This is a genomic window from Tateyamaria sp. (assembly GCF_039940735.1).
Taxonomy (GTDB): Bacteria; Pseudomonadota; Alphaproteobacteria; order Rhodobacterales; family Rhodobacteraceae; genus Tateyamaria.
In genome coordinates, this window is sequence record NZ_JBDVGB010000054.1 from 94,924 (window position 1) to 107,347 (window position 12,424).

A 12,424-nucleotide genomic window follows, 5' to 3' on the forward strand; every position below is an offset into this window, starting at 1 on the left:
GGCAGGAGCCGTATGGACCGCGTATCGATTGTACACGATAATTTTCTGACCCGGGTGTCTGCGCTGAATTTGCCTGAGGTCACGCCACACGGGTTGGATGCCACATCGTCGCGTCAGTTATTTGAGCAGCAATGCCTGACCCGGGCGCTTGATATCGTCAGTCGCGAAATGCAAAAGGCTGGCAACGGGTTTTACACTATCGGCTCGTCTGGGCATGAGGGTATGGCCGCCGTGGCCCATGCGTTGCGCGTGGATGATATTGCCTTTCTGCATTACCGTGACGGCGCGTTTCAGGTGGCCCGTGCGGCGATGCGCGGGCAGGATATGTGCCGTGATATGTTGCTTAGCTATGCGTGCGCTGCGGATGATCCTGTCAGCGGTGGTCGGCACAAAGTGCTGGGCAGTCGAGATTTGTTTATTCCGCCGCAGACCTCAACCATCGCATCGCATTTACCCAAAGCGGTTGGTGCGGCTTTTGGCATTGGCCTTGCGCGCAAAGCGCGACCAGAGGCGGCGACACTGCCACGTGACGGGATTGCAGTTGCCAGCTTTGGCGATGCGTCTTTAAACCATTCCACAGCGCAAGGTGCCATCAACGCCGCAGGTTGGACCAGCGTGCAAGGCGGGGCTTTGCCGCTGTTGTTGATTTGCGAAGACAACGGGATTGGGATTTCGACCAAAACGCCCGAAGGCTGGGTTGCCGCAAGCCTGGCGCATCGCCCTGGGTTGACGTATTTCGCCGGTGACGCGTGCGATATGTGGGACGCCTTTCGCGCTGCAAAAGAGGCTGCGAATTTTGTGCGGACCCATCGCAAGCCGGCGGTGTTGCATCTGCGTACTGTGCGTCTTTATGGCCATGCGGGTGCGGATGTGGCCACAAGCTATTTGTCGCGTGCCGAGGTCGAAGCGGACGAGGCAAATGACCCGTTGTTGAGATCGGCCGCTGGTTTGATTGCCCAAGGTATGACAACACCTGGCGTCTTGGCGATCTACACCGGAGCGCTTGAACGCACGCGGGAAGAAGCCGCGCAGATCGCCGGTGCGCCTTCGCTTCAGGGAGCCGCGGCGGTGATGGATGCCATCGTGCCGCCAAAGCGCATTTCGAGCGTGCCCAATGGACCAAGCGCGCAGGTGCGGGTTGATGCTTTTGGCGGTGACTTGGCGCAAATGCATACGCCGCAACCGATGTCCAAGCTGATCAATTGGGCGTTGAGTGACCTTATGTTGACCTACCCCGAGACCGTCGTCATGGGCGAAGATGTGGGTCGAAAGGGTGGGGTTTACGGCGTCACGCAAAAGCTGCTGTCCCGTTTTGGCCCGTCGCGGGTGGTCGACACGCTGCTGGACGAACAGGCGATCTTGGGCCTTGCCATTGGGATGGCGCACAATGGATTTATTCCGATGCCGGAAATCCAGTTCCTTGCCTATCTGCACAACGCCGAGGATCAACTGCGCGGCGAGGCCGCCACCTTGCCGTTCTTCTCGAACGGGCAATGGACCAATCCAATGGTGCTGCGCATCGCCGGGCTTGGCTATCAAAAAGGGTTTGGCGGTCATTTCCACAATGACAACGCCCTTGCTGTGTTACGCGACATTCCGGGGTTGATCCTTGCCTGCCCGTCGGATGGGGCAGAGGCTGTGCAAATGCTGCGCGAATGTCACCGACTTGCGCGCGAAGAAAACCGGCTGTGCGTCTTTGTGGAACCGATTGCACTGTATCCGATGCGCGATGTGCAGCCTGGCGATGGGGCATGGATGCGGACCTATCCTGATCCGGACCAAAAGATCGCTGTGGGCGAGGTTGGCGTAACCGGAAGTGGTCCCTTGGCGATCGTGACTTTTGGCAATGGGCGCTATTTAGCTGCGCAGGCCGATGTCCCGAATGCGCGGATCGTGGATTTGCGTTGGCTTGCGCCCTTACCGCTCGACAGCTTGCTGGATGCCGTCAAAGGTTGTTCGCATATATTGGTGGTCGATGAAACGCGGCGGTCGGGCGGCGTGGCCGAAGGCGTCATGGCCGCTTTGTTTGAGGCCCGGCATCGCAATATTGCGCGCTACACAGCCGAGGATAGCTTTATCGCGACGGGCCGCGCTTATGCGGATACCTTGCCTTCGGCGCAAGGCATTCGCACCGCTGCACAAGATTTGATCGAGGCTGCGTAGGCTGTGCGCGCACGTCGCTGTGGCGGGGTGAAAGTACCATAGTATAAGGGCGTACCTGCACGGGGATGTTACGTCTTAGGTGGGACTGGCTTGTGTGCTGCGGCTGGCTTCGGGATCGTTTTACAATGAAGATGATGGACCAGATGACCATGTTGGGCCATGATCCATCATGTCGATCTGAAAGCACTGTGACCAGATGGCTAAAGCACTGGAAAAGCAATCGACAAAAGTGTTGGTTGGGCGTGGCGGCACGGCATAGGTAAGTGGCAATAGGGCCGTGCGCTTGGGTGGATGAAAAGTGTTTTGATGATGGGGAGCTGGAAATTGTTGGCGGAGTTGTGCGTATTTGGCCAGTGTGCTGCTGCTTCTAAGGCGAAGTGCGCGTGGTGATGTCGTTGCCGAAAACCCCGTCACTGGATCTTACCGGCAAACGGGCGCTGGTAACGGGTGCGTCTTCGGGCATTGGTTTGGGTTGCGCGGTTGCATTGGCCGAGGTCGGGGCGCACGTGGTGTGCGCAGCGCGTGGCGCGCAGGCGCTGAACGAAGCCGTCAGCGCGATGCAAAGTGCGGGGCTAAGTGCCGAGGCCTTACAGCTTGATCAAACGGACATTCCACAGGTCTATGCCGCATGCGAAGATCCCTTTGATGTGGTCGTAAACTCTGCAGGCTTTGCGCGTCACAGCGCGGCCATCGACACGCAGGTCAAAGACTATGATGCTGTGTTCGATATCAACGTCAAAGGTGCGTATTTTCTGTCGGCGGCGGCAGCACGTAGCTTGATACAGGCCGGTAAACCCGGTTCGATCATCCATATTTCGTCGCAAATGGGCCATGTCGGGGGCGTAGATCGTGCAGTTTATTGTGCCACGAAACATGCTGTCGAGGGTATGGTAAAGGCCATGGCCATCGAATGGGGCAAAGTAGGTATCCGTATCAATACGATCTGCCCTACGTTCACCCGAACGCCGCTTAGTCAGCCGACCTTTGATGATCCGGAACGGTTTGCTTGGATCATGGACAAAATCAAACTCCCCCGCGCCGCCGAAGTCAGCGATATCATGGGGGCCGTGCAATTCCTTGCCTCAGACGCGTCAGCGATGGTGACTGGGACAGCGATGTTGATCGATGGAGGATGGACTGCTGATTGATGCGCGAAACGCGGATCAAACCCAAACGGGCGGCACATTCATCGGCTGCAAGATGCAGTTTTTTAGTGCAAAAATTGGATTATAGCGAATATGTCAGACACAATAGGCGCATCACCTGAAGATACACAGCAGGTCTATGAACGTCAGGCGGCAGCCTTTGACAACACGCGCTCTCGCGCATTGTTTGAGGCGCGGTGGCTGGCGCGTTTTGCCGCTTGTCTTCCTAACAGCGGGCGCGTTCTTGACCTTGGGTGCGGTGCGGGCGAACCCATTGCGCGTTGGTTCATGGCTGAAGGTTTTGCTGTCACGGGTGTCGATTTTGCGGCACCCATGCTGGATTTGGCGCGCGCGCGGTGGCCCGACGGCGATTGGCGACAGGGCGATATGCGCAAGCTGGATTTGGGTGAAACCTTTGACGGCATCATCGCTTGGAACAGCTTTTTCCACCTGCGCCAAGATGAACAACCTACCTGCATCGCGCATATGGCGCGCCATCTTGCGCCGGGCGGGTCGTTGTTGATCACAGTCGGACCGGGCGCCGGAGAAGCGGCAGGCACAGTTGGGGGCGAACCCGTCTACCACGCATCGCTTTCGCCGGCGGGATATGCCACATGCCTCGAGGAAAATGGATTGCGCTTGACCGGTTTCTTGGCCGAAGATCCAGATACCAACAGCCATACCGTGTTGATGGCCCGCAAAGAAGAACAGGCAGGTTGATGGCCCCGCGCGCCCAAAGCCGGGTTGATGCCACAGAGGCGAAACCATGAGAATGAGAGCGCTCGGATTGGCCATGTGCACAAGTGCGATGCTGTGCGGACCCTCACAAGCACAGGAGCCTGCGGTGCAGCTTTTGCCGAATTGGGAATATGTGGCCGACACGGTCATGGGCGGTGTGTCACGCGGACAAGCGCGCCTCGAAACAGTGGACGGTCGCGAGGCGGTCCGCCTGACCGGAAATGTCTCTCTCGATAACAATGGCGGCTTTGTGCAAATCGCGTTTGATTTGAACGATGGTGCAACGGTTGACGCGCGCGGATACACGGGCATTACCTTTGATGTCATCGGCAATGGCGCACGCTATGATCTGCGATTGCGCACCACCGCGCTTACCCGTCCTTGGCAATCGTTTCGCACCGATTTTATAGCGCCGCCGATTTGGACAACAATTCGCATCCCGTTTTCTGAATTAAATGCCCACCGCACTGAATCTGACTTTAATCCCAAAGATGTACGGCGCATCGGCATTTTGGCAATCGGGCGGGAAATGACGGCAGACGTGGCGATTTCATCCATCGAATTCTATCGTTAAGCACGCAAAAGCGGCAGTGACCCCACGTTGCGCGCGTCACTGTGATCGCAGAAGCTGCGCTATGCTCTTTATTTTTACCTCTATATGGCGCTAAACAGACGCAAGTATTTTATCTGACAGTGATTTCTGTTCACGTTTTTCAAATATGCCCTTTTAAACAAAAGGGCCTTATCGTTTGGGGGAAAGTTCGCAATGAGGGTCGAGCGCGCCATTTTACTGGCCGATGTCTCTGGCAGCACCAGCCTTTACCGGCAACATGGTGATGAACACGCCAGTCGATTGGTGTTTGAGTGCGTCGAAGGGATGCAAAGGATCGCCACCATCCATGGCGGTGAATTTGTGCGCTCAAAAGGCGATGATGTGCTGTGCTTATTTGAATCGTCGGATACTGCGGTGCAAGCGGCGGGGGATATGATGACCTTTGGTGCGCGCGGCGAGGTGTCCTTGCATGCGGGTCTGCATTGGGGACTGGTCGTGCGCCGCGGCACCGAACTTTTTGGTGATGCGATCAATATCGCCGCACGCCTTTCGTCGCAGGCCAAAGACAACGAAGTGTTGATGAGCAGGCATTTGCTAGATCACACCAAATCCATCGATCGCAGTTCCCTGCGTTCGCTAGGCGAACATACTTTGCGCGGCATCAATGCCCCAACTGAGATTTTTGCCCTGATGGCAGGGGGGGACGACGATGGTGGTGTCACCAGTTTCGCCGCCCAACCCACAATGTTTCAAGCGCAGCGCAAAGATCAGGTGGCCAAGACGACGTTGCGCCTGTCTTTGATGGACTGGACACAAGACATTGCCGAGGGCGAGCAGATCACCATCGGGCGTTCGCAAAGCTGCGGACTTGTGGTGCCCGAGGCTTGGGTGTCACGGGTGCACGCATCGATTTCCGTACGCGGCGGGATTGTGGAATTCAAAGACAGTTCGTCCGCAGGGACAACACTGACCATTGGCGCAGCGCCTGAGTTTTACATTTGCCGCCAGACTGTGGCCCTGACCGGATCGGGCATTATTGCACTGGGTGGTGTCGCATCGGGGGACGCACCGCGCATCACCTACCAAGTGGTGCAAATGGGCTAATCGCGCGCATCGGCGCGCAACTATCCCACTTAGGTTTTTAGCGCCGGGGCTCCGCCTTCGAACGCATTTCCATTAACGTAATCGCAGGGGTCTTCCTGCATTTGCAGGTGCAGCCCGTCGCCCGTAAAGGGATGCGCGCGTGCCAGATCTTCGTCGACATCAATCCCAAGGCCCGGCGCGTCTGAGGGTGTGATGAACCCATTTTCGACACGGATTGTGCCTTTGATCAACTGATCATGGAATGGTGTTTCGATGGTTTCGCACATCAAGATGTTGGGGATCGAAGCGGCGAGTTGGATATTGGCGGCCCATTCGATCGGCCCGGCGTACAAATGCGGTGCCAGTTGTGCGTTGTAGACTTCGGCAATGGCCGCGACCTTTTTCATTTCCCAAATGCCGCCCGCACGGCCCAAGGCAGGTTGCAGAATGCTGGCCGCACCATTGCGCAGAATGGGGGCGAATTCGGCCTTAGTGGCCAAACGTTCGCCCGTGGCGATTGGGATGCCCACCGCATTTGCGACTTTGGCCATCTCACCCACAGCATCAGGCGGAATGGGTTCTTCGTACCAAAGCGGGGAATAGGGCGCGATGGCCTGCCCAAGCCGGATCGCACCGGCGGTTGTGAATTGCCCATGCGTGCCAAACAACAGATCAGCGCGATCGCCGACCGCTTCTCGGATGGCTTTGCAAAACGCCACAGACTGGGAAATGTCGCGCATCCCCGGCATGTGCCCACCGCGCAGCGTATAAGGGCCCGCGGGGTCAAATTTCACGGCTGTGAAACCACGGTTCACACAATCCACAGCGGATTCAGCAGCCATCTCGGGCGACGTCCAAAACGCACCCAGATCGTGATGGGGTAGGGGGTATAGATAGGTATAGGCGCGGATGCGCTCGTTCATCCGCCCCCCCAATAACGCATGGACAGGCCGCCCACGCGCTTTACCAAGGATGTCCCAACAGGCGATCTCAAGACCGGAAAACGCCCCCATCACCGTCAAATCGGGTCGCTGCGTAAATCCGGAAGAATACGCACGGCGATACATCATCTCGATATTCTCAGGGTTCTCGCCTGCCATGTGGCGTTCAAACACGTCCTCAATCACGCCGCGCATGGCACCGGGACCAACCGAAGACGCATAGCACTCCCCCCAGCCAACGATCCCATCATCCGTGGTCAGCTTAACCAATATCCAATAGCGGCCCCCCCAACCGGGGGCAGGCGGGGCAGTGACAATGATATCAAGGTCCTGAAGTTTCATGCGCTGATCCGTTTCTTCATCTTGCCAAATAAACTCCGGGGGAGCCCGAAGGGCGGGGGCAGAGCCCCTTTACCGGTTGAACACAATCACATTGCGCCGCGCTTTGCCGCCTTTGGTGTCCTCAATCGCTTCGTTGATTTGATCCAAAGACCAACGTCCGGAAATCAAGCTGTCAAGCTGCAACCGTCCTTGTTCGTACAAATCCACCATCCACGGAATATCACGTTGAATGACCACGTCGCCCATTTTTGACCCGACCATTCCTTGCCCAAGGGCGGCCAGAACGACGGGTTCGTATTTCGCAAATGCATCCGAATGGGGCATGCCAACCATGATGACTTTACCGCCCGCACCCAAATAACGCGGCGCTTGTTCATAGGCGGGGATGGCACCAACGGTGACGATCACCGCATCAGCACCCTTGCCACCGAGCGCCTTGTAGGCGGCACGCCAAGGGGCATCCAAAGTGGCAAGCACACCATCCGTTGCGCCAAAGGCACGGGCGTCTTCCAGCTTTTCTTCGGACATATCGACCGCCACGATGCGGCGCGCACCAGCAATGCGTGCACCTTGAATGGCGTTCAGGCCAACGCCGCCCGCTCCGATCACCACAACGTCCTGCCCCGCGCGCAGACCAGCCGAATTCACCACAGCACCAACACCCGTGATCACACCACAGGCGATCAGGCTGGCCACATCCTTGGCAATCTTGTCCGAGATTTTAACCAATTGCTTTTGGTCGACCACAACTTTCTCGGCAAAACCACCGCAGGCCATGGCCTGATGCAACTTACCGCCATCGCTTGTGCGGATAGGGCCATGATCGCCGTCATAGGGTGTTTCGCATCCGGTCGGTTTACCGCCCGCACAAGTCGGGCAGGTGCCGCACGAACGGATCAACGTCACAACAACACTGTCACCCACCGCGACACTGCTTACATGATCGCCGACCGCACTAACGATGCCCGCAGCTTCGTGACCGTATACGGCAGGTAGGCTGCCACCCCATGCGCCGCTGGCATAAGAAATGTCAGAATGGCAGATCGCAACAGCGTCCAAAGTCACTTCGACTTCGCCAAATTCGGGGGCGCGCAGTTGAATATCTTCGACCACAAGGGGGGCGCCAAACTCGTGGCATACGGCGGCTTTGATGGTTTGCATATCTGTCCCTAGCTGCGCCGCTTGTCTTGCGCGCAAAGCGTTTCGATTTACCGAAGCGTCGCGCAGGTCGATCCCACCCGCAAGAGCGAAACCGACGGAATTGGTCGTGTTTGTCCAATGGTCAATAAAAGATGGCGCGGCTGGAAAACCCGCCGCGCCAGTAAAGCTCATTGATTTCGGCTATCGAATAGCAACCTTTTGCTTGCCAGCGAAGACGTCGCAGACACCCATATGAGTGGTCCAGCTTCCCATCACCATATGGCCTGTACGTACGTCGATATCAAACATCGCCCATGGGTCGAGATCTTTGGATGTGCCAAAGTTTTTGACACGATTCATAATCACATCGACTTCGCAGGTGTGTAGTTTTGGCATCTTCAAGGATTTGATGAAAATTCTGATTTCTGGAAATTCCCAACAACTATCGAGTTTACAATCGGCTGGGATTCCGCCCGGCGCATTGTTGGACATCTGCTTGACCTTTTGACCGGTCTTGTAAGCGACACCAATCTTGATTTCGTAGACGCCCTCGGGTTGTTTGAATTTTAATGTACCTTGGCCAGTCCCGTTCCAAGTGTTGTTATATTTGCATCCCTTTAATCTACTGTTTTTGCTTAGTATTTTCTTGTAAGTGGCTGTTTTTGACTTTTTGCCGCCTTTGGCAATCATCACTTTACCCTTAGGTTCTGTCCAAAGACCCACGGTGTGTTCCCTTCAAAATACGCTCGACGGGCACATGTTGCACCGGTCGAATTCCTCTTAAAAATTGCCGATCATGAGGATGGTCCTTTTTCAAATTCATCAACAATTTCACTATTTGACCCGATGCGCCGTAATTGGCTTTCGTATCTGGACTAATGGTCAGACACGCGGATCTCAGTCGGCACAATTGCCGACTTACAAAAGCTACGTATGCGTAGGGTTTGTGTCAAGTAAGCTCAAACTGGCTTGACGGTGGGTTTGAGCGCTGAAAGTGTTTCGGGCGGTGTCAGCTACGCGGACGTGCGCGTAGGAATACCATCAGCCCAAAACCTATTAAAATCGCTGACAAATAGAATGGAGCGCCGGGCATATAAAGTGGCGCGGTCGGCCCGGTGAAGCTGTAGAATACATAGGTCATCACCATGGGTGAAATGATCATGGCAAGGGCCGACACCGATGTCAGCGCGCCTTGCAATTCGCCTTGTTGATTGTCGTCGACAGATTTGGACATGATGCTTTGCAGGGCGGGTGTGATGACAGCGGGCAATGCGGCCAAAGGTGTTAGGATCAGCAGCAGTGTTCCTGAACTGACCACTCCGATCAGGCCAAAAACGACCACATCCGCCACATGCCCATAGATCACAGCGCCTCGTTCGCCCAAGCGGCGCAGGATAGGCCGGATCAGCCCGCCTTGCACCACGGCCATTGCAATGCCGAACAACGCCAACGACAGCCCGCGCACACCCGGCGACCATGCAAAGCGTTCTAAAGTGTAATAACTCCAGATCGCCGGATAGACGGTAAAGGCGACCTGATAGAAAAAATACACCACCAAAAGTGGGCCAAGACCGGGCAGCCGCGCCAGATATTTGAATACACCAAACGGGTTGGCGCGCCGCCATTCAAACGGGCGGCGTATGCGATCATTTACAGTTTCTTTAAGCACAAAATAACCAAAGACCGCATTGGCTGCGGCCAGCCCCGCGGCGGCATAAAATGGTGCCCGGGTGCCATATTCGGCCAGTACTCCGCCGATCAAAGGGCCAAAGACAAACCCCATCCCAAAGGCCGCCCCAATCAATCCAAAGTTCGCGGCCTTTTGACCCGGCGACGAGATATCGGCCATATAGGCATTGGCGGTGGATTGTGTCGCCGCTGTGATCCCGCCCACGACGCGTGCGCCCAGCAACAGCCAAATCGATCCTGCCACAGCCATCACCAGATAGTCGGCGGCCATCACCACAAGGGACAACAACAAAACGGGCCTGCGCCCAAACCGATCAGACAGCGCGCCCAGCAGTGGCCCAAACAAGAACTGCATCGCCGCAAAAGTCGTCGACAGCACGCCCCCCCACAGTGCCGCCGAAGCGAGGCTTGCGCCCTGCACCTCTTGCAGCAGGTCGGGCATGACGGGCACGATCAGCCCAATGCCCATCGCATCCAGCATGACCGAGATCAGGATGAAAACGACTGGCAGCTTCACAAGTCAGCAACACGTTTGGCAAAAGCGCGCGCATCTGCTGGGGCGTGGCCCATTTGTGCGTGGGGCGTAAACAGATCAGTGGGTAAATCCGGGTGTGCCGCGCGGGCGATCTTGGATAATGGCGTGTCGGTTTTTACGGCCTTTGCCACTAGCGTTTTGGTGGCGGTTTGTGCGTCCGCACGGCGCATCTGTGCACAAAGCGCAAAGCTAAGCGCCTCTGCGTGCACCAATTCCAACCCACCAAGGTGGTCCAACATGCGCGCCGGTGCAGGGGTGATATTCTCAACCAACGCCCCCGCCGTTTCTAATGCAGATGCACAGCACAAGGCGATTTGTGGCAACACCATCCATTCCGTGAACCAAGCGGCGCCATCACGTTGGTATTGATGCGCGCTGGCCGCTTGCAGACTGGCCCGCAGCCCCGTCATCTGATGGTTCAGCGCCACCAAAACCGAAGGGGAAACGGGATTTTGCTTTTGCGGCATGGTCGACGAGCTGCCCGCCCCGCCAAGGCGGACCTCGGCGCAATCTGAACCCACAAGCCCAATCAGGCTGTGCCCCATGGCGGCCAAGGTCGCCACTACATCCGCCATCCATTCCGCAATGCGCAGGATCGGGCCACGATCCGTGTGCCAAGAGCGCCCGGGATCGCGCAAATTAAGCGCTTGTGCCAAAGCTGCACGCGTTTCTGCCGCCTGCGATCCAAGGGCCGACGCCGTGCCCGCCGCGCCACTCAGTGACACCCAAAGTGAGGCGTCTTGTAAGATAGGTAAACGTTCTAACGCATCTGCCAACGGTGTACCCCATTGCGCAAGCATCGCCCCCCAGGACGTCACCGTCGCGTGCTGCCCATAGGTGCGTGCAGGCATTGAGGTTTCGGCATGGGCCTTGGCCTCATGACTTAGTTTGGTCAAAATGGTGCGCAATGTGGCGTCGTGCGCGGCCAATGTCTGACGCAGTCGCAGCATCAGCCCGGTGTCGATGATATCCTGACTTGTCGCGCCCCAATGGGCGTATTGTGCGTGTTCCGGCGCTTCCATCGCTTTGCGAAACGCGGTGACAAGGCCAGGCACGCTCACGCCATTGGTTGCAGTGGCCGCGGCCAACCCGCCGGGATCAATCTGCACCTCAAGGCTTGAGCGGTGGATAAAGGCGGCGCTGATTTCGGGGATGATGCCTTGGGCGCCCTGCACCTTGGCCAGCGCCCCTTCGACCAACAGCATGGCGCGGACTTCGGCGCTGTCAGACCACAGCCGTCCGACGTCGCCCGTGGTGAACAATTGCCCATAAAGGGAGGATGCAAAGACGCTGGCGGCCATGGATCAGATATGCCCGGTGGCGCGCATGAAGGCGCTGATAGTATCGGCAAATTCCTTGGGTTTTTCGACGCAAGGCAAGTGACCCGCCTTGCGGATCAGGTGGAATTGACTGCCCGGCACCAGATCAACCATCTCGCGCACAAGGTCGGGCGGCGTGGCCCCGTCTTCGGATCCGGCAATGCCAAGGGTCGGCAGGCGCAACGTGGCGGTTGTGGCATAAAAATCGCTGCCCGAAATCGCGGCCGAACACCCCGCGTAACCCTCAGCTTGCTGGCGCACCAACATGTTACGCCACAGCTCTAGGTCAGGGGTCTTAAGAAACTCTTTGGAAAACCAGCGTTCCATCGTGGCATCACCCAAGGCTTCGATACCGTCGGCTTGCACGGCCGCGATGCGGTCATCCCACATCTGTTTGGTGCCAACTTTAGCGCCCGTGTTGGACAACACCATTGCGCGCATCAGATCGAGTCGTTTGACGGCAAGCCCTTGGGCGATCAGCCCCCCAATGGACAGGCCAACAAAAAACGCGTCCTTAAAACCGCGCAAATCCATCAGCCGTTCAGCATCCGACACCAGCGCACCCATCGTGTAGGGTCCATCAGGGCACGTCGACAGCCCATGTCCGCGCTTGTCATAGCGCAAAATGCGCAGGCCCGCTGGCAACAGTGGCAAAATGGGATCCCAAAGGCGCAGATCGGTGCCAAGCGAGTTGGCGAATACCACAGGCACGCCGTCGTCGGGGCCATCGATGCGATAATGCAGGCGTACGTCGCCTAAATCTGCCATGTGCATGA

The 12,424-nt window shown here is 57.1% G+C and carries 11 protein-coding genes; 5 read left to right on the plus strand and 6 right to left on the minus strand.

The genetic code is table 11. The annotated features are described in order from the left end of the window. The first annotated feature begins 12 nt into the window (after nucleotides 1–12). The 5 genes from ABJF76_RS12000 to ABJF76_RS12020 all read left to right on the plus strand — a co-directional run bounded on the left by ABJF76_RS12000 (nucleotide 13) and on the right by ABJF76_RS12020 (nucleotide 5,703). On the plus strand, nucleotides 13–2,163 hold the full coding sequence (locus tag ABJF76_RS12000) for a thiamine pyrophosphate-dependent enzyme (RefSeq protein ID WP_413819832.1): 2,151 nt from the start codon (nucleotides 13–15) through the stop codon (nucleotides 2,161–2,163). Nucleotides 2,164–2,552: 389 nt separating this feature from the next. Further along, nucleotides 2,553–3,311, plus strand: a complete 759-nt coding sequence (locus ABJF76_RS12005) for an SDR family NAD(P)-dependent oxidoreductase (RefSeq protein WP_413819833.1) — start codon at nucleotides 2,553–2,555, stop codon at nucleotides 3,309–3,311. A gap of 90 nt (nucleotides 3,312–3,401) precedes the next feature. Further along, entirely contained in the window at nucleotides 3,402–4,028 is a 627-nt protein-coding gene (locus ABJF76_RS12010; protein ID WP_413819834.1) for a class I SAM-dependent DNA methyltransferase, read from the plus strand. A gap of 52 nt (nucleotides 4,029–4,080) precedes the next feature. Beyond that, nucleotides 4,081–4,620, plus strand: coding sequence for a CIA30 family protein (locus ABJF76_RS12015; RefSeq protein WP_413822575.1), 540 nt, complete (start codon nucleotides 4,081–4,083; stop codon nucleotides 4,618–4,620). Between the two features lie 192 nt (nucleotides 4,621–4,812). Further along, nucleotides 4,813–5,703 carry an adenylate/guanylate cyclase domain-containing protein gene (locus ABJF76_RS12020; protein ID WP_413819836.1) on the plus strand — a complete coding sequence of 297 codons (891 nt, stop codon included), beginning with the start codon at nucleotides 4,813–4,815 and terminating at the stop codon, nucleotides 5,701–5,703. A gap of 29 nt (nucleotides 5,704–5,732) precedes the next feature. On the opposite strand, the gene ABJF76_RS12025 is transcribed toward ABJF76_RS12020, so the two are convergent. From ABJF76_RS12025 to pcaD, 6 genes are all read right to left on the minus strand, one after another. After that, a complete protein-coding gene (locus ABJF76_RS12025; RefSeq protein WP_413819837.1) occupies nucleotides 5,733–6,965 on the minus strand; it encodes a mandelate racemase/muconate lactonizing enzyme family protein in 1,233 nt (410 codons plus the stop codon). Nucleotides 6,966–7,034: 69 nt separating this feature from the next. After that, entirely contained in the window at nucleotides 7,035–8,126 is a 1,092-nt protein-coding gene (locus tag ABJF76_RS12030) for a Zn-dependent alcohol dehydrogenase (RefSeq protein ID WP_413819938.1), read from the minus strand. Between the two features lie 180 nt (nucleotides 8,127–8,306). Then, a complete protein-coding gene (locus ABJF76_RS12035) occupies nucleotides 8,307–8,828 on the minus strand; it encodes a hypothetical protein (protein WP_413819838.1) in 522 nt (173 codons plus the stop codon). A gap of 286 nt (nucleotides 8,829–9,114) precedes the next feature. Then, nucleotides 9,115–10,311 (minus strand): TCR/Tet family MFS transporter, encoded by a 1,197-nt coding sequence (locus ABJF76_RS12040; protein WP_413819839.1) that lies wholly within the window; start codon nucleotides 10,309–10,311, stop codon nucleotides 9,115–9,117. Beyond that, complete coding sequence (locus tag ABJF76_RS12045; protein ID WP_413819840.1) at nucleotides 10,308–11,630, minus strand: lyase family protein; 1,323 nt, start codon at nucleotides 11,628–11,630, stop codon at nucleotides 10,308–10,310. Before ABJF76_RS12045 ends, ABJF76_RS12040 begins: the two co-directional genes overlap by 4 nt. 3 nt (nucleotides 11,631–11,633) lie before the next feature. Then, complete coding sequence (gene pcaD, locus ABJF76_RS12050; protein WP_413819841.1) at nucleotides 11,634–12,422, minus strand: 3-oxoadipate enol-lactonase; 789 nt, start codon at nucleotides 12,420–12,422, stop codon at nucleotides 11,634–11,636. Nucleotides 12,423–12,424 lie beyond the last annotated feature (2 nt).

What these genes read in the sequence shown, in the direction of transcription:
- ABJF76_RS12000 (WP_413819832.1), top strand. Translation starts at nt 13, where the DNA reads ATGGACCGCGTATCGATTGTACACGATAATTTTCTGACCCGGGTGTCT.
- ABJF76_RS12005 (WP_413819833.1), top strand. Translation starts at nt 2,553, where the DNA reads ATGTCGTTGCCGAAAACCCCGTCACTGGATCTTACCGGCAAACGGGCG.
- ABJF76_RS12010 (WP_413819834.1), top strand. Translation starts at nt 3,402, where the DNA reads ATGTCAGACACAATAGGCGCATCACCTGAAGATACACAGCAGGTCTAT.
- ABJF76_RS12015 (WP_413822575.1), top strand. Translation starts at nt 4,081, where the DNA reads ATGAGAGCGCTCGGATTGGCCATGTGCACAAGTGCGATGCTGTGCGGA.
- ABJF76_RS12020 (WP_413819836.1), top strand. Translation starts at nt 4,813, where the DNA reads ATGAGGGTCGAGCGCGCCATTTTACTGGCCGATGTCTCTGGCAGCACC.
- ABJF76_RS12025 (WP_413819837.1), bottom strand. Translation starts at nt 6,965, where the DNA reads ATGAAACTTCAGGACCTTGATATCATTGTCACTGCCCCGCCTGCCCCC.
- ABJF76_RS12030 (WP_413819938.1), bottom strand. Translation starts at nt 8,126, where the DNA reads ATGCAAACCATCAAAGCCGCCGTATGCCACGAGTTTGGCGCCCCCCTT.
- ABJF76_RS12045 (WP_413819840.1), bottom strand. Translation starts at nt 11,630, where the DNA reads ATGGCCGCCAGCGTCTTTGCATCCTCCCTTTATGGGCAATTGTTCACC.
- pcaD (WP_413819841.1), bottom strand. Translation starts at nt 12,422, where the DNA reads ATGCACATGGCAGATTTAGGCGACGTACGCCTGCATTATCGCATCGAT.